Here is an 18,275-nt window from a genome sequence, read left to right as displayed (position 1 = left end):
CTTCTTCCTCATCGAGGAACATCCCCTGTGAGGAAGGCAAGTCACATGTCTGCACTGGTGTCCGAGGTCGGCACCCGGACCGCCGCGGCGGCCCACAACCTGGTGAAGGTCTACGGCAAGGGTGACACCGCGGTGCGGGCGCTCGACGGCATCGACGTCGCCTTCCAGGCCGGTCGTTTCACCGCGATCATGGGGCCGTCCGGCTCCGGCAAGTCCACGCTGATGCACTGCCTCGCGGGACTGGACACGGTGGACAGCGGCGAGATCCACATCGGACAGACCGAGATCACCAAGCTGAACGACAAGGACCTGACCAAGCTGCGCCGCGACCGCGTCGGCTTCGTGTTCCAGGCCTTCAACCTGCTGCCGACGCTGACCGCAGAGCAGAACATCCTGCTGGGCCTCGAGCTCGCCGGCCGCAAGCCCGACAAGCAGTGGTTCGACACGATCGTCGACGTGCTGGGCCTGCGCGACCGCCTCACGCACCGCCCGACCGAGCTGTCCGGTGGCCAGCAGCAGCGCGTGGCCTGTGCCCGTGCGCTCGTCGCCCGTCCCGAGGTCATCTTCGCCGACGAGCCGACCGGCAACCTGGACTCGCGCAGCGGTGCCGAGGTCCTCGACTTCCTGCGCATGTCGGTCCGCAAGATGAGCCAGACCGTGATCATGGTGACGCACGACCCGGTGGCCGCGAGCTACGCGGACCGCGTGGTGCTGCTCGCCGACGGACGGCTCGCGGGCGAGATCCACCAGCCCACCACCGAGTCCGTCGTCAACGCCCTCACGCACCTGGGGGCGTGAGCTAAAGATGCTGAAGACGATCCTTGCGGGCCTGCGGGCCCGCACGGCGAGGCTGGTGCTGTCCAGCATCGCCATCGCGCTCGGCGTCGCGTTCGTGACGGGCACGCTCGTGCTCGGCGACGCGGTCGGGGAACAGACCAGGGACAACTTCGCCCGCAGCGCCCGCAACGTCGACGCGGCCGTGCACATGGGCGAGAACAGCCCGAACCGGGAGAACGGCATTCCCGCCGACTTCCTGCAGAAGATCCGCAACACCCCCGGTGTCGAGGGCGCGGACTCGCGCGAGTTCGGCAGCGCCGCGTTGCTCAGCGGCGAGGGCAAGGCACGCGGCGCGATGGTGCAGCCGCTGCCCACGACGGAGAAGCTGCGCGACTTCAACCTCAAGGACGGCAAGTTCCCGGTCAAGGCCGACGAGGCCGCGATCGACGTCAAGACCGCCCAGGTCGCGAAGCTCAAGGTCGGTGACAAGCTCAAGCTGCTCGACGAGGAGAACGCGGAGCACGCGTTCACCATCGTCGGCACCTACCAGCAGGGCGCCAGCAGCATCTCGATGTCCGGCAGCGACCACGTCCTGGTCTCGCAGGAGGGTCTGCGCACGGTCATCCCGACGCAGCGGATCTACGAGATCGTCGCGGTCGCCAAGCCCGGTGTGTCGCAGCAGCAGCTCGTCGGTGACATCACCAAGGCCATCGGCAGCGGCTACGAGGTGCAGACCGGCGAGCAGCTGACCCAGGCGACGCTGGAGCAGGTCGGTGACGCCGCGGGCGAGATCAAGACCTTTCTGCTCGCGTTCGCCGCGATCTCGCTCATCGTCGCGGGCATGGTCATCTACAACACCTTCACGATCCTCGTCGCCCAGCGCACGAAGGAGCTCGCGCTGCTGCGGTGCGTCGGCGCGAACCGCTCGCAGGTGTTCCGCAGCGTGCTCGCCGAAGCGCTCTTCATGGGCCTCACGGCGTCCGTGCTCGGCCTCCTCGGCGGACTCGGCGTCTCGGCGGGCCTGCAGGCGTTCATCAGCACCGTGGGCGGCCCCGGAGGTGGCGACGACACCCCGATCCGCCTGCCGATCTCGTGGGTGACCATCGCCGCCGGCTTCGGTGTCGGCGTGGTCGTGACGGTGCTGTCGGCCGTGCTGCCCGCCCGCCGCGCCACGAAGGTCGCCCCGGTGGCCGCGCTGCGCTCGCAGCCGGACAGCTCCGACGACGTCGCCCGCACCGGCAAGCTGCGGATCGTCGTCGCGACGCTGATCGCACTGGTCGGTGGCGTGGCCGTCTACTTCGGACTCCAGCAGGAGAAGGAAGAGCCGGCGATGTTCATCACCGGCGGCGCCACCATGGTGCTGCTGCTGGCGGTCCTGCTGCTCGGCCCGCTCTACGTGCCGCTGGTGAACCGCCTGTTCGGCAAGGCGCTGCGCGGCGTCCCTGCCAAGCTGGCCTCGGCCAACGCGGGCCGCAACCCCAAGCGCACGGCCGCGACCACGGCGGCGTTGATGATCGGCGTGACCATCGTCGCGATGGTGACCGTCGTGGCCGGCAGCGGCCGCGCGACCATGAACGAGCAGGTCGACAAGCGCTTCCCGTCCGACTACGCGGTCAAGTCGAACGTGTACAGCCAGCCGTTGTCGCAGAAGTTCACCGACGACCTCGCGAAGGTGCGCAACGTCGCGAAGGTCGCGCCCGAGCTCAGGGCCTACGGCGAGTCGCCCAAGCTCCAGTACGCCGACGTCACCGGCTACCCGTCGGACGCCATCGGTTCCCTGGTGCGCCCGGACACGGCCGCCGGCACGCTGACCGGTCTCAAGGACAACGAGATCGCGATGCGCGAGAAGGAGGCCAAGGAAGCAGGCCTCACCGTCGGCTCCACCGTCCCGATCAGCGGCAAGGACTTCAAGGTCGTCGCGCTGATCAAGGACAACAGCTACGGCACCGGCATCGTGACGCTCGCGTCGGCCCAGTCGATTCTCAAGGAGCCCGCCAAGGGCTACCAGAACGTGCTGGTCAAGCTCGCGCCCGGCACGGACATCACGGTGGCCCGCGCCGACCTGGAGCGGTTCATCGCGACCTCACCGGTGGCGGTGCTCGACTCGGCGGCCGAGACCAAGGCCGAACTGAACGGGCAGATCGACCAGATCCTGATGTTCATCTGGGCCCTCGTGGGCCTGGCGCTGATCATCGCCCTGTTCGGCATCGCGAACACCCTGACGCTCTCGGTGCTGGAACGGACCCGCGAGTCCGCCCTGCTGCGGGCGCTGGGCCTGACCAGGGGCCAGTTGCGGCAGATGCTGGTGGTCGAGTCGATCCTGATGGCCCTGATCGGCGCGGTCGTGGGCGTGCTGCTCGGCGCGGGGTTCGGGTGGCTGTTGGTCGAGGCGATCTCCAACTCGGAGTTCACGATCAGCTTCTCCATCCCGTTCGGTCAGATCGGGATCATGCTCGGGCTGGCCGTGGTCGCGGCGATCATCGCCGCCGCCCTGCCCGCTCGCCGCGCGGCCAAGAACTCCGTGGTCGCGGGGATGGCGGAGGCGTAGGACACCCCGCCTGGCCCCGGCTGTCGGGGGCCGCGGCCAGGCGGGTTCGGGAGTGCGGAACAGGGGCCGCACGACCGGGGGATCGGTGGAGGTCCGGTGCTGTCGGGGCACCGGACCTCCACTGTTTCCGCATCCCGGAATGCACGCGGGGCGCTTTCGTACTGCATGACGGTACGAAAGGGCCCCGCGTGCGGTCAGCTGGCGCGAAAAAAACTTTGGGGGCGCGCGTCACTTTTGGGCCGCTAGGCCCTCTACCTGGGGTGAGGGACGACCGGAGCGAGGGCCCGGTCGTCCCTCTTCGTCGTTCCCGGGGGTAGGGAGAGCAACCGCGGCCAAGACGCTCGGCGTTTCGGTCCAAGTTTTTGTTGCCTGCCTCCACAAAGTTACGGAACGATGTCGACCGCTTGACACCCGCGCGTCTCCGGTTGAGTGTGAGAGCGCTCTCATCACAGTTAAGCGCCGCTCACGGCGTCGTCGAGGAGGACGGATGAGCACAAGACTGGTCGGCAGCGTCGCTGCGACCCTCGCGATGGTTCTGGTCGCTGGATGCGGCGGGAGTTCCGGGGCCGACGGCAAGATCGAGCTGTCGCTGGGTCTGTTCTCCGACTTCGGGTACGACAAGCTCATCGAGGAGTACATGGCCTCGCACTCGAACATCAAGATCGAGCAGCGCAAGGTCAAGATGGAACAGCACAACACGCAGCTCGCGACGCAGCTCGCGGGTGGCCGTGGTGCCGCGGACATCGTCGCCCTCGAGGAAGGCGTGGTCTCGCAGTTCCGCGCCTCCAAGGACAAGTTCGTGAACCTGGCGGAGTACGGGGCCAAGGATCTGAAGGATCAGTGGGCCGGGTGGAAGTGGAACCAGGGCACGGCCGACGGCGGTGAGTTCGTGCTGGGGCTGGGCACGGACATGGGCAGCCTGGGGCTCTGCTACCGCAGCGACCTGTTCGCCGCGGCTGGTCTGCCCACCGACAGGGCCGAGGTCGCCAAGCTGTGGCCGACCTGGGCCGACTACGCGAAGGTCGCCGACCAGTTCGCCGCCAAGACGCCGAACGTGAAGTTCGTCGACACCGGCCGCAACGTCTACAAGGCGATCCTCGACCAGACCGAGGAGGGCTACTTCGCGAAGGACGACTCGTACATCGCGGAGAAGAACGACAAGGTCAAGACGGCGTTCGACACGGCGGCGGCGCTCGGCACCAAGCAGCAGACCGGTGCCCTCGAGCCGTTCAGCCAGGACTGGAACGTCGCGCTGAAGCAGGGTTCGTTCGCCACCACCACCTGCCCGGCCTGGGCGCTCGCGCTGATCAAGGCGGGTGCCGGCGACGCGGCAGCCGGGAAGTGGGACGTGACGACGGCGCCCGGCGGTGGCGGCAACTGGGGCGGCTCGTTCCTGGCCATCCCGAAGCAGGGCAAGCACCCCAAGGAGGCCTACGAGCTGGCCAAGTGGCTGACGGCCCCCGAGCAGCAGAAGCGGATCTTCAAGGAGACCGGCAACCTGCCGAGCCAGCCGAAGGTGTACCAGGACGCCGAGGTGCAGGCCACGGTCAACGAGTACTTCAGCAAGGCGCCGGTGGGCCAGATCTTCGCGACCTCGGCGGAGTCGCTGAAGCCGACCTACCGCGGCACGAAGGACTCGAAGGTCGGACCGGTGTTCGGCACCGCGCTGACCCGCGTGGAGCAGGGCAAGCAGTCCGCGGCTGAGGCGTGGACGCAGGCCCTGAAGGAAGCGACGGACGCCGCCAAGTGACGGTGACTCGTCCAGAGACCGAGGCGGCTCCGGCCGTCTCGGTTTCGCCTTCCAAGGAGCCGAAGCGCTTCCGGCTGAGCAACTGGGACGCCAAGTACACGCCGTACCTGATCATCGCGCCGTTCTTCCTGGTGTTCGGGATCTTCGGGCTCTACCCGCTGGTGTACACGGCGTGGGTGTCGCTGCACGACTGGCAGCTGATCGATGGCAACCAGGGGTTCATCGGTCTCGCCAACTACGTCGAGCTCTTCGGCGACAGCAAGTTCTGGAACGCGCTGTTCAACACGCTGAGCCTGTTCGTGCTCTCGACGGTGCCGCAGCTGCTGGCCGCGCTGGGGCTCGCCGCACTGCTGGACAGGGGCCTGCGCGGCAGTGCGTTCTGGCGGGCAGGCGTGCTGCTGCCCAACGTCATCTCGGTCGCCGCGGTGGCGCTGGTGTTCGCGCAGTTCTTCGGCCGCGACTTCGGCATCGTGAACTTCCTGCTCGGCTTCGTCGGCATCGACCCGATCGACTGGCGCGCCGAGACGTGGGCCTCGCACCTCGCGGTGTCCACCATGGTCATGTGGCGGTGGACCGGCTACAACGCGCTGCTGTACCTGGCGGCGATGCAGTCGGTGCCCAAGGACATGTACGAGTCGGCCACTTTGGACGGTGCCGGTCGCTGGCGCATGTTCTGGTCGATCACCGTGCCGTCGATCCGGCCCACGATCCTGTTCACCGTCGTCACCTCGACGATCGGCGGTCTGCAGCTGTTCGCGGAACCGGCGCTGTTCGACCCGGGGTTCGCCGCCAACAACTCCACCGGTGGCTCCGACCGGCAGTTCCAGACGCTGGTGCTCTACATGTACGAGAAGGGCTTCCGGTTGTTCGACGCAGGCTACGCGGCCACCGTCGCGTGGATGCTGTTCGTGGTCGTCCTGCTGGTCGCGATGGTCAACTTCACGCTGACCAGGCGCATCGCGGGCAAGGAGTGATCGCATGAAGAACGCCAAGGCAGGGCCGCTGCTCTACGGGTTCCTGGTCGCCGTGCTCGCCGCGTCGATCTTCCCGCTGTACTACTCGTTCATCGTCGCGTCGAAGGACAACTCGGTCCTCGGCGAGAAGGTCCCGCCGCTGATCCCCGGCGGCAACCTGGTCGAGAACATCACCCGCGTCTTCGACACCGTCGACTTCTGGCTCGCCATGCAGAACTCGTTCATCGTGGCGGCGACCGTGGCGATCTCGAACGTCGTGCTGGGCACGCTGGCAGGGTTCGCGTTCTCGCGGCTGCGGTTCAAGGGCCGCGACTCGCTGTTCCTGCTCGTGCTCGGCACCGCGATGGTGCCGACGCAGCTCGGCGTGATCCCGCTGTACATGCTGATGTCCGACCTCGACTGGTACGGGACGCTTCAGGCGGTCATCGTGCCGGTGCTGATCGGGTCGTTCGCGGTGTTCTGGATGCGGCAGGCGTGCGAGGAGACGGTGCCGTACGAGCTGATCGAGGCCGCACGCGTCGACGGCTGTTCGGTGCTGCGGACGTTCTGGCACGTGGGTTTCCCCGCGGTGCGGCCACAGGCCGCGGTGCTGGGCATGTTCACGTTCATGACGGCGTGGAACGACTTCTTCTGGCCGTTGATCGTGCTGGACCCCAACGACAGTCCGACGGTGCAGGTCGCCCTGTCGACGCTGGCCAGTGGCTACTACACGGACTACTCGTTGATGCTCGCCGGCGCCTCCATCGCGGTGCTGCCGGTGATCGCGATCTTCATCCTGCTGTCGCGTCAGATCGTCGGCGGGATCATGCAGGGTGCGCTGAAGGGATGAGAATGACGACCGACTCGGACGTCGAGGTCGGGCGGGAGGTGCTGACCTTCCCGCCGGACTTCCTCTGGGGAGCGGCGACCGCGGCGTTCCAGATCGAAGGCGCGACCACCGCGGACGGCCGTGGCGCCTCGATCTGGGACACGTTCGCCGCGACGCCCGGCAAGGTGCTGGCCGGCGACACGGGAGACCCGGCCTGCGACCACTACCACCGCTACCAGTCCGATGTGGACCTGATGGAGTCGCTCGGGCTGGCCTCCTACCGGTTCTCCGTCGCGTGGCCGCGGATCCAGCCCAGCGGCAGCGGCAAGGTCGAGGAGCGCGGGCTCGCGTTCTACGACCGGCTGGTCGACTCGTTGCTGGAGAAGAACATCCAGCCGCTCGCGACGCTGTACCACTGGGACCTGCCGCAGGTCCTGGAGGACTTCGGCGGCTGGCGCAATCGCGACACCGCCTACCGCTTCGCCGAGTACGCGGCCATCGTGCACGAACGGCTGGGCGACCGGGTGCAGGCCTGGACCACGCTGAACGAGCCGTGGGTCTCGGCGTTCCTGGGCTACGGCAACGGGATCCACGCGCCGGGCATCACCGACGCGGTGGCGTCCCTGGAGGCGGCGCACCACCTGCTGCTGGCCCACGGGCTCGCCACGCAGGCGTTGCGCGCGCAGGCACCTGACTCGCACCGGCTCTCGATCGTGCTGAACTTCAGCACCATCTGGGGCGACAGCGACTCGGAGGCCTCGCGGGAGGCGGTGCGCAAGGTCGACGGCCTGCAGAACCGCATCCTGCTCGACCCGGTCCTCGGCCGCGGTTACCCGCTCGACGTCCTGCAGGACACGACGTGGCTGGGCGACTGGACGAACGTGGTGCGCGACGGGGACATGGAGACCATCGCGACCCCGATCGACTGGATCGGCGTGAACTACTACAACCCGACCCGCGTCGCGCCGGCTGACCCCGACTTCGTGCCGGCCGGTCCGCACGCGGGCCTGCGCGGTGTGGCGTTGCAGCCGCCGCAGGGCGAGCTCACCGGGTTCGGGTGGGAGCAGAACGCCGACGCGTTCACCGAGCTCCTGGTCCGGTTGTCGCGGGACACCGACGGCGTGCCGCTGGTGGTCACGGAGAACGGGTCCGCGTTCCCGGACGTCGTCGAGCCCGCCGGCCGGGTGCACGACGTGCAGCGGACGAAGTACCTGGTGGACCACGTCCGCGCGGTGCACAGGGCGATCTCCGAAGGCGCCGACATCCGCGGCTACCTGGCGTGGTCGCTGCTCGACAACTTCGAGTGGGCTGCCGGGTACTCGCAGCGGTTCGGGATCGTGCACGTCGACTTCGAGACGCAAGCGCGGACGGTCAAGGAGAGCGCGGCCACGCTGGCTCGGATCATCGGGCAGAACGGGCTTCCCGCGCACGGCTACACCGTTTAGCGCACCAGACGGGCCGAGGGGGCCTGAGCGCTCTCACCTGCGGATACCTCCGTCCACAGGTGAGAGCGCTCTCTTGTGTCTAGCGCCTGCGCAGGACCCTCGGGTCGGCGTGCAGGTTGTCCGCGAGCCTGATGGTGATGAACTCGTTGTTGTCCGGTTTGCCCGGCGTGCGGCCCGACGACGACGGGAAGTTGTTGTCGTTGAGCACCGCGATCGTGCGGTCGTCGAGGATCGTCACGTCCTCGATCGTGACGAACGGGAACTTGAACGGGTCCGCCTGCCCACCGACGTGCTTCGGGTTGGCGAGGTTCATCAGGTCGGCGACCATCGTCTTGTCGAGCTTGCCGTCGGAGTCCTTGTCCCGCTTGTCCGCGAGGTAGACGCGCTTGACGATCGCGTCCGCGCCCTGCGCGCTGTCCCGCTCGATGATCAGCAGCCGGTTGCCGTCGACCGCGATGGCGTCGCCGATGGCGAAGTTCGGGTTCTCCAGCTGGTACTTCCACGTCTTGCCGGTGAAGGAGCTGGACGCGATGTCGAACTCGTTGAGGCGCAGCGTGCCCGGCGTGTCACCGGCGACGGTGCCCTCCAGCAGCGCGTTGATCCTCTTGCCGTCCGGGGAGAGCGTGATGCCCTCGAAACCCTTGCTGCCGCCCAGGTTCGGGTTGCCGGCGGGGTTCTCAGGGGCCCGCACGCCCGGCAGCGGCGCCGGCGGGGCGAGCAGGCGGCCCGCGCGGTCGAAGTGCAGCAGGTACGGGCCGAACTCGTCGCCCATCCAGTAGGTGCCGTCGGCGCCGCGGGTGACCGACTCGACGTCGATGTCGGCGCCGGTGATCACCCGGTCCTGCCTGGTCAGCGGGAACGGGATGTGGCCGTTCGGGTCGGTCAGCGTGATGCCGCCGAGCACGTCGACGCGGCCGGTCCTGAAGTCCGGCGCGATGCGGTGGATGCGCAGCAGGAAGTCCGCACTGTTGGCCTTGGTGCCGTAGCCGTTGTCGGAGATGGCGTCGAACGTGCCGTCGCTGTTGCGGACGAGACCGCTGAAGCCCTGGATCGGCTGGTCCGCGAACGGCGGCGTGACCCCGTTGATCGGGGCCGTTCCCAGCGCGGCACCGCTCGGTTCGCTGCCGGGCAGGTAGGTCTCCGCCGGGAGAAAGGCGAAGTTCGTCAGCGTGGCCTGCTTCGGAGCCTTCTGACCGGCTGCCTGCGGAGCGGCGGTGGTGGGCGTGGCCAGTGCCGTGACGGTGAGCAAAGTGAGGCCTACGGCCAGTGTTCTCCTCATGCCCGCGACCCTATGAGAATCGTTTTACCCGTGGTTCGCGTCGCGGCAACAAGTTCCATGAACTCTTGACGTCATGACGACGACATGGCGCCTGCGCTTCGAACTCAGCGACAGCCCCGGTGCGCTCGCGCGCGTCACCGTCCGGCTGGCCTCCGCCGACTGCAACGTCCTCGCGCTGCACGTGATCCCCGTTCCCGGCGGAGTGCTGGACGAGATCGTCGTGCGCGCGGCCGAGGGCGTGCTCCCCGCAGACCTGATCGAGGCCGTGCGCAGCGAGGGTGCCAAGTGCGTCGGGATCACCAGGGCCGACGTCCGGGACCTCGTGGACCAGCCGACGGCCGTGCTGCGCGCGGCCAGGATGGCGTTGTCCGACCCGGACCAGACCGGGGAGGCGCTCCGTCAGGTGCTGGCCGCCGACTCGGTGACGGTCGGCGAGGCCGCGGACGGCCAGGTCCAGCTGGGGGAGTGGGTGGTCCGCCGCGGCTGGTCCCGGTTCACCCAGGTCGAGCTCACGCGCGCCCAGGCGTTGCTGGACCTCGTGGACGCGCCGGCGCCCTCGATGCGAGCGGTGCTCACCGACGACGGCGCCGCGCTGGTGCTGCGCCCCGGTTCCGCCTCCGACGAGGAGGCCGTCGCCGGTCTGCACGCCCGCAGTTCGATGCGGACCATGTTCAACCGCTACCACTCCGGCATGCGCACCGTGCCCCGCCGCTGGCTGCACCGCCTGCTCAGCCCGCCGCGCGGGACCACGGTGGTCGGGCAGTGCGGTGATCAGGTCGTGGCGCTCGGTCAGCTGATCCACACCGGCACCCCGGACTGCGCCGAGATCTCGCTGCTGGTCGAGGACGCCTGGCAACGCCGTGGCGTCGGCGCGGCCCTGCTCGACGCGCTGGCCTCGGACGCCCGTGCTGCCGGGTTCTCGGAGCTCGTGGCGTGGTGCCTGCCCTCGGAGACCGCTCTGGTCCGTACGGCCGCCCGCGCCGGTCTCGCGACCACGACACGCCGGGAGGACGGTCTGCTCAGGGTGTCGATCACGCCACGCGCGCGTGCTCTGAAGACGCCGATCACGACGGACGTAGCCGAAAAAACACGATGAACTGCGCGGAAACCCTCCTCGGAGATCGCTGGGGGCTAAGCTGCTTAGCGACTCAAAGGTTTTCATCGAGGAGTGGTGGTGCTCGTGTCCAACCACGCGCGTCCGACGTTGGAAGACGTTGCCGCGAGGGCAGGGGTTTCCCGCGCCACAGCGTCACGAGTGCTGAACGCGTCGCCGCGGGTCAGCCCGGAAGCGCTGGAGGCGGTCAACGCCGCGGTGTCGGCCCTGGGCTACCAGCCGAACCGCGCCGCGCGGGCGCTGGTCACCCGCCGCACCGGCGCGGTGGCCGTGCTGTTCTCCGAGCCAGAGCCCAAGATCTTCGATGACCCGCACTTCGCCCGCCTGATCCGTGCCGGCGCGAAGGCGCTGGCCGACGTCGACGTGCAGATGGTGCTGATGCTGGTGCACTCGCCTGATGATCAGGCTCGTGCGCACCGGTTCCTGGCTGGCGGTCACGTCGACGGTGCGCTGGTGTTCGCGCCGCACCGCAACGACGAGGTCGTCTCCGTCGTGAAGAAGCTGCCGTTGCCGGTCGTGTACGCCGGAAAGCCCTGGGGATCGTTGCGGGGCATGCACCTCGTGGACAACGACAACGAGGGCGGTGCCGTTCTCGCCACCGAGCACCTGAAGTCGCTCGGGCGCAAGAAGATCGTGCACGTGTCCGGGCCGTTGGACGAGCTGTCCGCCATAGACCGCCTGAACGGCTTCAAGTCGGCCCTGTCCCTGGACGACAAGGGTGCCGCCCGGCTCACCGAGGACGGCGGGTTCACCCGCGAGGGCGGCCGCAAGGCCATGTCCGCCCTGCTGGCCAGGATGCCCGCGCTCGACGCCGTGTTCGTGGCCTCCGACCTCATGGCGGCCGGCGCGCTGGAGGCGTTGCACGACGCCGGTCGCCGGGTGCCCGAGGACGTCGCCGTCGTCGGGTTCGACGACCACGTGGCGATCGCCGAGCACACCACGCCGCCGCTGACCTCGGTGCGGCAGGACTCGGACGAGCAGGTCAAGCACATGGTCGAGCACCTGATGAAGCTGCTCAGGGACGAGACCGTGAAGCGCAAGCAGCAGATGCTGCCCACCGTGCTGGTGCGGCGCGAGTCCGCCTGATCCACCTGCCCCGTCGCGCACTCCGTGGGTGCGCGACGGAGGGCTGGCCTAGCCCAGGTTCTTGCAGGTGGGCGGCGGCAGCGGGTTCAACGGGCTGCACGGCCACCCCGACGAGGACGGTGGTGCCGTCGTCGTCTGCACCGGCTGCGGCGGGGGCTCGGCCGGGTTCGGCGCCGCCGGGGGTGGCGTGGTCTTCTTCGGCGTCTGCTGCGTGCTCGGGGCTGAGCTGCTCGGGCTCGACGGGGCGCTGCTGTCCGCGGTCGTGCTCTCCGTCGTGCTCGGTGCGGAGCTGGGGACCGACCTGATCCAGGTGGACGCAGGCGTGTTGCCCAGTGGCTCCTCGCCGCCTGCTCCGTGGATCGCCATGCCCACCAGCACGCCGAGCAACGCTGACCCGAGCACAGCGGAACCACCTGCGGCCCACAGTGCGCGCACAGCAGTCCTCCTCTAAATGCTCACGGTGTGAAGTCGGGCGATCACGCTCTTCGGCAGATTACCGGCTGGGCCGGTCGCAGGAGAACGCTCGCCTGGATGCCTTATCGGCTCCTTGACGGCCCCGGTTGAGTGATCGCTGTCACTGAACTGTGATCCGGGCCAGCACCAAACTGGCCCCGGAAAGGCCTGCCACCAGCACGGTTCCGGTCAAATGCCACGTAGGAGCGTCACCCGAGCAGGTGAACACCTCGGTGAAGCGTTCCGTGGAGCAGGTGACGAACGGGACCGAGGACAGGGCGATCGAGGCGGCCGCCACGCCGCCCAGCAGCGCGGAGCCGAACACGCGCATGAGGGGGAACGCGGCGTTGGCCGTGCCCACCGCGGCGATGGCGAAGAGGAGCGGAACCGGTCTGGGGAACAGGCCGGTGAGCGCGCAGCCGATCATCAGGACGCCGAGCACGGCCTGGCCGATCCTCGCCTGTGTCGCCACGGCGGCACCCTAACAACTCCGTAAGCTCTTTTCGGTCCGGTTTGCGCCAGTATTTTCGGTATGCGCCATCGCCGTTTCCTGATTCCCGTCTCAGTTATCGTGGTCGTCGCTCTCGGGGTCGGGTTGTACCTGTTCCAGCCGTGGCGGCTGCTCACGGTTCGCGAAACGCACGACGCGTTGCTGGTGCCCGCCGCACCTACTTCCACGTCCGTCTCCGCGCCTGTGTCCACGCCCGTTCCGGTGCCCGCCGAAACGACGAAGGAGATCGCGGAAACGCCGAAGGAGGTCGCCGCCGGGCAGTGGCGTTCGCTCGAACACGCGACCACCGGTAAGGCCAGCCTGATCAGGCTGCCGGGTGGCGCACATTCGGTCCAGTTCGCTTCCCTGGACACCAGCGATGGCCCTGACCTGTACGTTTACCTGTCGCCGCACCCGTCGAGCTCGACGGAGAAGACATTCGGTCAGGGATTCACGAGCCTGGGCAAGCTGAAGGGAAATCGTGGCGACCAGGTGTACGAGATTCCTTCGGGCGTGGATGTTTCCGGCATTCGGAGCGTGGTGATCTGGTGCCAGCGGTTCAGTGCGGGGTTCGCTGTCGCACCACTGGAACAAGCCTGAAACATCAGGCCCTCGCCTGCTCTCTTCGCACTATTGACTTTCCTGGTCTAGACCACATAGCGTTAACGTCAACGGACGCGACTTCGTCCCTTGCCGACGGGCGTGCGGAAGCCCCGTTGGCGAGGAGTACGGCTCACTGGGTGGGCCCACTGCGGCGGTGACGCGGCTCCAACTCTCCCCGGAGCCGCGGCACCGCCGGTGGCGTTTACTGTGGGTCGTGCACACCAGGACAGTGGCGATCCACTACGTGCGCGCGGCGCTCCGCGCGTGCCAGGAGCCGTCCGTCGTCCTGCTCGGTGCCGGCATCCCCCCGAGCCTGCTCGCGGACGACCGTGCGCGCGTCACGCCCGCCCAGTACACGAAGTTCATCCAGACGCTCTGGGAAGTCCTCGACGACGAGTTCATGGGCTTCGGGCCCAGGCCGTCCAAACGCGGCACGTTCGCGATGATGTGCCTGCTCGCCGTGCACTGCCCGGACCTCGAGTCGGCGCTGCGCCGCGGCCTCGCCTTCTACGCGCTCTTCGACGACCCGCTGGAGCTGTCCCTCGACGACGGCCGCTTCATGCTCCACATCCCCGGCGACCCCGACCACTTCCTCACCGAGTCGCTGCTCGTGCTGTGGCACCGCTTCTCGTCGTGGCTCATCGGCCGCCGCATCCCGTTGCAGGGCGCCGAGTTCGGCTACCCGGAACCCGCGCACGCCGCCGAGTACCACCTGATCTTCGGCTGCCCGCTGCGGTTCGACGCGCCCGCCACCACGATCACGTTCGACCCGAAGTTCCTGCGCATGCCGGTCGTGCAGGACGAGGCGGCGCTCAAGCGGTTCCTGCGGCACTCGCCGGCGGAGCTGTTGTCACGCCGCGACCACGGCGCGGACACGGCGGGCCACGTGCGGCGGCTGCTCGGCCGCGGGGTGACCGGGCTGGAGGCCGTGGCGGCCCAGCTGGGCGTGTCGGCGCCGACGTTGCGCAGGAGGCTGGCGGGCGAGGGCACGTCGTTCCGCGAGGTGCGGGAGCAGTTGCTGCGCGACCAGGCGGTGGCCTCGCTGGTGCGGGGAGGGGAGTCGGTGGAGGAGTTGGCGCTGCGCCTCGGGTTCTCCGAGGCGAGCGCCTTCCACCGTGCCTTCAAGCGCTGGACCGGCTCATCGCCGGGTTCCTACCGCGCCTAGTACTTGTCGCGCTCCCGCAGCGAGGCGGGCGGGCGGAACCGCTCCCCGTACGTGTCGGCGAGGTAGTCCGCACGCTCCACGAACGCCTGCACGCCGTAGGAGTTGATGAACTGCAGCGTGCCACCGCTCCACGGCGCGAAACCGAACCCGAAGATCGAGCCGATGTTCGCGTCCGCCACCGACGTCAGCACACCCTCGTCCAGGCACCGCACGGTCTCCAGCGACTGCACGAACAGCAGCCGGTCGCGCACGTCCTGTTCGGACACCCCGGCGTCGGCCTTCGCGTACCGGGTGGTGAGCTCGGGCCAGAGGAACTTCTTGCCGCCCTCCGGGTACTCGTAGAACCCCGCGCCGGTCGGCTTCCCGCTGCGGCCCAGCGACACCAGCTCGCGGATCAGGTCGTACGCCGGGCTCTCCGACACGAGCGACGGGTCGTCGGCGAGCGTCTGGTCGTGGATCTTCAGCTGCAACGACAGCGTCACCTCGTCCGACACCGCCAGCGGGCCGACCGCCATGCCGGACTTCTTCGCCACGTTCTCGATCAACGCCGGCGCGACGCCCTCGGCCAGCATCGAGATCGCCTCGATCACGTACGTGCCGAACGTCCGCGAGGTGTAGAAGCCGCGCGAGTCGTTGACCACGATCGGCGTCTTCCCGATCTGCCGCACGTAGTCGAGCGCGCGCTGCAGGGTCTCCTCGGACGTCTTCTCGCCGCGGATGATCTCCACGAGCCGCATCTTCGGCACCGGCGAGAAGAAGTGCAGGCCGATGAACCGCTCCGGGGCCGTCACCGCCGACGCGAGACCGGTGATCGGCAGCGTCGAGGTGTTGGACGCGATCACCGCGTCCGGCAACGCCTTCGCCTCAGCGGCGGGCAGCACCTTGTTCTTCAGCTCGCGGTTCTCGAACACGGCCTCGATGATCAGGTCGCAGCCCGCGAGGTCGTCGTCCGAGTCGGTCGGCGTGATGCCTTCCAGGCCCTGAGCGCCCTTCTGGGCGCCTTCGAGGCTGACGTCCTTCAGCACCACCTCGATGCCGGCCTTCGCGGACACCTCGGCGATTCCGGCGCCCATCATGCCCGCGCCCAGCACGCCGAGCTTGGCCACGCGCTGGCCCGTGGCGGACGCGCGGCCGTTGACCTCGTTGAGGTTGAACCAGAACGCCGTGATCATGTTCTTGGAGACCTGGCCCGAGGCCAGTTCCACGAAGTAGCGTCCCTCGATCTGCAACGCCGTGTCGAAGTCGACGTAGGCGCCCTCGACGGCAGTCGCCATGATCTTCTCCGGCGCCGGGTACACGCCGTGCGACTTCTTGCTCAGCACGGCGGGCGCCGCGGCCAGGAGGCCGTAGCTGTTGGGATCGCCGAACTTCAGGTCCGGCACGCCCGCGCCCTGCACGTCCCACGGCTGCGTCGGCGCCGGGTTCGCCTTGATCCACGCGACGGCCTCGGAGATCAGCTCCTCGCGCGTCTCGACGACCTGGTGCACGATCCCGGCCTGCAGCGCGCGTTCCGGCCGCAGCTGCTTGCCCTCCATGAGCAACGGCAACGCCTTCTGCACGCCGAGCAGTCGCACCATGCGCGTCACGCCACCGCCGCCGGGCAGCAGGCCCAGCGTCGCCTCCGGCAGGCCGACGCGGATCTTGTTGTCGTTCAGCACGATCCGGCGGTGCGAGGCCAGTGCGATCTCGAACCCGCCGCCGAGCGCCGTCCCGTTGATCGCGGCCACGACCGGCTTGCCGAGCTTCTCCAGCCGCCGCAGCTGGGACTTGAGCTCCTCGACGCCCTCCAGCGCCTGCGAGGCGTTCTCCGGCGTGATCGCGATCAGCACGTTGAGGTCGCCGCCCGCGAAGAACGTCTTCTTGGCGGACGTGATGATCACGCCGGTGATGTCGTCGCCCTCGAGCTTCGAGACCGCGTCGCCCATCAGCTCGCGGTACTCGTCGTTCATCACGTTGGCGGAGCCGGACATGTCCATCGTCAGGGTGACGATGCCGTCCGCGTCCTTGTCGTAGTGGAACGGCATGCCTCAGACCCTCTCGATGATCGTCGCGATACCCATGCCGCCGCCCACGCACAACGTGGCGAGGCCGCGGCGCAGGTCCCGGCGCTCCAGCTCGTCCAGCAGCGTGCCCAGGATCATGCAGCCGGTGGCGCCGAGCGGGTGGCCCAGCGCGATCGCGCCGCCGTTGACGTTGACCTTGTCCTCGGGGATGTCCATGTCCCGCAGGAACTTCAGCACGACCGACGAGAACGCCTCGTTGACCTCGAACAGGTCGATGTCCTCGACCGAGAGCCCTGCCTTGTCCAGCGCCTTGCGCGCGGACGGTGCCGGCCCGGTGAGCATGATCGTCGGCTCGGTGCCCACGACGGCGACGGAGACGATCCGGGCGCGCGGGGTCAGGCCGAGGGCCTTGCCCGTGGCCGCGGAACCGATCAGCATCGCCGCGGCGCCGTCGACGATCTGCGACGAGTTGCCCGGCGTGTGCACGTGGCTGATGCGCTCGACGGTGGGGTAGCGGTCGATCGCGACGGTGTCGTAGCCGAGGTCGCCGTGGAACTGGAAGCTCGGCTTGAGCCTTCCGAGAGACTCCACAGTGGACTCGGGACGGATCGTCTCGTCCTCCTTGAGCACCACCGTGCCGTTCTGGTCGACGACCGGCACGACGGACCGCTCGAACCAGCCGTTCTTCTGCGCCTCGAACGCGTGGGCGTGCGACCGGGCGGCCCACGCGTCGACGTCCGTGCGGGAGAAGCCCTCCAGCGTCGCGATCAGGTCGGCCGAGACGCCCTGCGGCACGAACGACAGGTCGAAGTTCGTCTGCGGGTCGATCGCCCACGCGCCACCGTCGGAGCCCATCGGCACGCGCGACATCGACTCGACGCCACCGGCCACCACCAGGTCCTCGAACCCGGACGCGACCTTGGCCGCGGCGAGGTTCACCGACTCGAGGCCGGACGCGCAGAACCGGTTGAGCTGCACACCGGCTGGGCGCTGGTCCCAGCCGGCGGCCAGCACGGCGGTGCGGGCGATGTCGCCGCCCTGCTCCCCGAGCGGGGACACGACGCCGAACACGACGTCGTCCACCGCGGAGGTGTCGAGAGAGTTGCGTTCGGACAGCGCGCGCAGCACACCGGCGGCCAGATCCACGGGCTTGACGCTGTGCAGCGACCCGCGCTTCCCCTTGCCGCGCGGCGTGCGCACCGCGTCGAAGATCAAGGCTTCGCTCATGACACCACGCTAGGCCCGCGTATGGGAGCTGGCCATGACCGTGAAGGGTGACCGATTAGCTCACGGTCCACTCCATGTACTCGGGTTCGTCGGCATCCACGAAGCCCAGCCGCTTGTAGAGCCGCCGTGCGGGCTCGTTGTCGTCATACACGCGCAGCCGCACGACCTTCCAGCCCTCTTCGACCGCCCACGCCAGCACGGCTTTGACCAGCGCTTCTCCGATGCCGCGGCCGCGATGCGACGACCGCACCCACATCGAGTACAGCTCCAGGCCGCTCGGCTTGGAGGCCGCCCCGACCAGCCCGGCGGGTTCCGGGGCGAGCGCGACGAGCTTCAGGCCTCGCTCGACGGACTCCCGCCAGTCGTCCTCGGTGTACGCCTGCTCGCGGGCCAGTGTGGACCCGAACCCGTCCGGGTCGGCGGTCAGTGCTTCCAGGCGGACGTCACGCCAGAGTTCCCAGTCGTCCGGCATGACCTGGTGGATCTGCATACGAGGCAGTCTGGACGACCGGGGTGGGAATTTCGCTCAGTTTTTCGGCCACGCGCAGGCGCG

At 68.7% G+C, this 18,275-nt stretch carries 16 protein-coding genes; 11 read left to right on the top strand and 5 right to left on the bottom strand.

Annotated features, from left to right (window positions below):
- The first annotated feature begins 45 nt into the window (after window positions 1-45).
- From ACSHWB_RS04275 to ACSHWB_RS04250, 6 genes are all read left to right on the top strand, one after another.
- The gene (locus ACSHWB_RS04275) at window positions 46-798 is read left to right on the top strand and encodes an ABC transporter ATP-binding protein (protein WP_439660779.1); all 753 of its coding nucleotides are present in this window, start codon (window positions 46-48) and stop codon (window positions 796-798) included.
- 7 nt (window positions 799-805) lie between these two features.
- A complete protein-coding gene (locus tag ACSHWB_RS04270; RefSeq protein WP_439660778.1) occupies window positions 806-3,325 on the top strand; it encodes an ABC transporter permease in 2,520 nt (839 codons plus the stop codon).
- A 487-nt stretch (window positions 3,326-3,812) separates the two neighbouring features.
- The gene (locus tag ACSHWB_RS04265) at window positions 3,813-5,075 is read left to right on the top strand and encodes an ABC transporter substrate-binding protein (RefSeq protein WP_439660777.1); all 1,263 of its coding nucleotides are present in this window, start codon (window positions 3,813-3,815) and stop codon (window positions 5,073-5,075) included.
- A gap of 74 nt (window positions 5,076-5,149) precedes the next feature.
- A complete protein-coding gene (locus ACSHWB_RS04260) occupies window positions 5,150-6,049 on the top strand; it encodes a carbohydrate ABC transporter permease (protein ID WP_439664512.1) in 900 nt (299 codons plus the stop codon).
- 4 nt (window positions 6,050-6,053) lie between these two features.
- Window positions 6,054-6,878: a carbohydrate ABC transporter permease gene (locus ACSHWB_RS04255; RefSeq protein WP_439660776.1), complete on the top strand. Its 825-nt coding sequence runs from the start codon at window positions 6,054-6,056 to the stop codon at window positions 6,876-6,878.
- A gap of 2 nt (window positions 6,879-6,880) precedes the next feature.
- Window positions 6,881-8,302: a GH1 family beta-glucosidase gene (locus ACSHWB_RS04250; protein WP_439660775.1), complete on the top strand. Its 1,422-nt coding sequence runs from the start codon at window positions 6,881-6,883 to the stop codon at window positions 8,300-8,302.
- Window positions 8,303-8,381: 79 nt separating this feature from the next.
- On the opposite strand, the gene ACSHWB_RS04245 is transcribed toward ACSHWB_RS04250, so the two are convergent.
- On the bottom strand, window positions 8,382-9,581 hold the full coding sequence (locus ACSHWB_RS04245) for an esterase-like activity of phytase family protein (protein WP_439660774.1): 1,200 nt from the start codon (window positions 9,579-9,581) through the stop codon (window positions 8,382-8,384).
- A gap of 73 nt (window positions 9,582-9,654) precedes the next feature.
- On the opposite strand from ACSHWB_RS04245, the gene ACSHWB_RS04240 reads away from it, so the two are divergent.
- The 3 genes from ACSHWB_RS04240 (at window position 9,655) to ACSHWB_RS04230 (ending at window position 12,232) form a co-directional block, all read left to right on the top strand.
- On the top strand, window positions 9,655-10,677 hold the full coding sequence (locus ACSHWB_RS04240) for a GNAT family N-acetyltransferase (protein WP_439660773.1): 1,023 nt from the start codon (window positions 9,655-9,657) through the stop codon (window positions 10,675-10,677).
- A gap of 78 nt (window positions 10,678-10,755) precedes the next feature.
- Window positions 10,756-11,781: a LacI family DNA-binding transcriptional regulator gene (locus tag ACSHWB_RS04235; RefSeq protein ID WP_439660772.1), complete on the top strand. Its 1,026-nt coding sequence runs from the start codon at window positions 10,756-10,758 to the stop codon at window positions 11,779-11,781.
- A 67-nt stretch (window positions 11,782-11,848) separates the two neighbouring features.
- Window positions 11,849-12,232 carry a hypothetical protein gene (locus tag ACSHWB_RS04230; RefSeq protein WP_439660771.1) on the top strand — a complete coding sequence of 128 codons (384 nt, stop codon included), beginning with the start codon at window positions 11,849-11,851 and terminating at the stop codon, window positions 12,230-12,232.
- A gap of 123 nt (window positions 12,233-12,355) precedes the next feature.
- Here the strand turns inward: ACSHWB_RS04230 and ACSHWB_RS04225 are convergent, their stop codons facing one another.
- Entirely contained in the window at window positions 12,356-12,706 is a 351-nt protein-coding gene (locus ACSHWB_RS04225; protein WP_439660770.1) for a hypothetical protein, read from the bottom strand.
- A 240-nt stretch (window positions 12,707-12,946) separates the two neighbouring features.
- On the opposite strand from ACSHWB_RS04225, the gene ACSHWB_RS04220 reads away from it, so the two are divergent.
- Together ACSHWB_RS04220 and ACSHWB_RS04215 are read left to right on the top strand one after the other, a co-directional pair.
- Window positions 12,947-13,324: a DM13 domain-containing protein gene (locus ACSHWB_RS04220; protein ID WP_439660769.1), complete on the top strand. Its 378-nt coding sequence runs from the start codon at window positions 12,947-12,949 to the stop codon at window positions 13,322-13,324.
- A 217-nt stretch (window positions 13,325-13,541) separates the two neighbouring features.
- On the top strand, window positions 13,542-14,492 hold the full coding sequence (locus ACSHWB_RS04215) for an AraC family transcriptional regulator (RefSeq protein ID WP_439660768.1): 951 nt from the start codon (window positions 13,542-13,544) through the stop codon (window positions 14,490-14,492).
- Here the strand turns inward: ACSHWB_RS04215 and ACSHWB_RS04210 are convergent.
- From ACSHWB_RS04210 to ACSHWB_RS04200, 3 genes are read right to left on the bottom strand one after another with little or no spacing between them, the layout of a single operon-like run.
- A complete protein-coding gene (locus tag ACSHWB_RS04210; RefSeq protein ID WP_439660767.1) occupies window positions 14,489-16,516 on the bottom strand; it encodes a 3-hydroxyacyl-CoA dehydrogenase NAD-binding domain-containing protein in 2,028 nt (675 codons plus the stop codon). The two genes, ACSHWB_RS04215 and ACSHWB_RS04210, sit on opposite strands and share 4 nt — an antisense overlap.
- A 3-nt stretch (window positions 16,517-16,519) precedes the next feature.
- Complete coding sequence (locus tag ACSHWB_RS04205; protein WP_439660766.1) at window positions 16,520-17,722, bottom strand: acetyl-CoA C-acetyltransferase; 1,203 nt, start codon at window positions 17,720-17,722, stop codon at window positions 16,520-16,522.
- Between the two features lie 55 nt (window positions 17,723-17,777).
- The gene (locus tag ACSHWB_RS04200) at window positions 17,778-18,212 is read right to left on the bottom strand and encodes a GNAT family N-acetyltransferase (RefSeq protein ID WP_439660765.1); all 435 of its coding nucleotides are present in this window, start codon (window positions 18,210-18,212) and stop codon (window positions 17,778-17,780) included.
- Between the last annotated feature and the right edge of the window lie 63 nt (window positions 18,213-18,275).

It is taken from the genome of Lentzea sp. HUAS TT2, assembly GCF_051853195.1.
Classification (GTDB): Bacteria; Actinomycetota; Actinomycetes; order Mycobacteriales; family Pseudonocardiaceae; genus Lentzea.
Note: the sequence above shows the minus strand (reverse complement) of the source record. Positions and strands in the feature narration are given on the sequence as shown.

Bases quoted from the DNA above. Each gene is read 5' to 3' on its own strand.
- ACSHWB_RS04275 (WP_439660779.1), top strand. From the start codon at position 46: ATGTCTGCACTGGTGTCCGAGGTCGGCACCCGGACCGCCGCGGCGGCC.
- ACSHWB_RS04270 (WP_439660778.1), top strand. From the start codon at position 806: ATGCTGAAGACGATCCTTGCGGGCCTGCGGGCCCGCACGGCGAGGCTG.
- ACSHWB_RS04265 (WP_439660777.1), top strand. From the start codon at position 3,813: ATGAGCACAAGACTGGTCGGCAGCGTCGCTGCGACCCTCGCGATGGTT.
- ACSHWB_RS04255 (WP_439660776.1), top strand. From the start codon at position 6,054: ATGAAGAACGCCAAGGCAGGGCCGCTGCTCTACGGGTTCCTGGTCGCC.
- ACSHWB_RS04250 (WP_439660775.1), top strand. From the start codon at position 6,881: ATGACGACCGACTCGGACGTCGAGGTCGGGCGGGAGGTGCTGACCTTC.
- ACSHWB_RS04245 (WP_439660774.1), bottom strand. From the start codon at position 9,581: ATGAGGAGAACACTGGCCGTAGGCCTCACTTTGCTCACCGTCACGGCA.
- ACSHWB_RS04240 (WP_439660773.1), top strand. From the start codon at position 9,655: ATGACGACGACATGGCGCCTGCGCTTCGAACTCAGCGACAGCCCCGGT.
- ACSHWB_RS04210 (WP_439660767.1), bottom strand. From the start codon at position 16,516: ATGCCGTTCCACTACGACAAGGACGCGGACGGCATCGTCACCCTGACG.
- ACSHWB_RS04205 (WP_439660766.1), bottom strand. From the start codon at position 17,722: ATGAGCGAAGCCTTGATCTTCGACGCGGTGCGCACGCCGCGCGGCAAG.
- ACSHWB_RS04200 (WP_439660765.1), bottom strand. From the start codon at position 18,212: ATGCAGATCCACCAGGTCATGCCGGACGACTGGGAACTCTGGCGTGAC.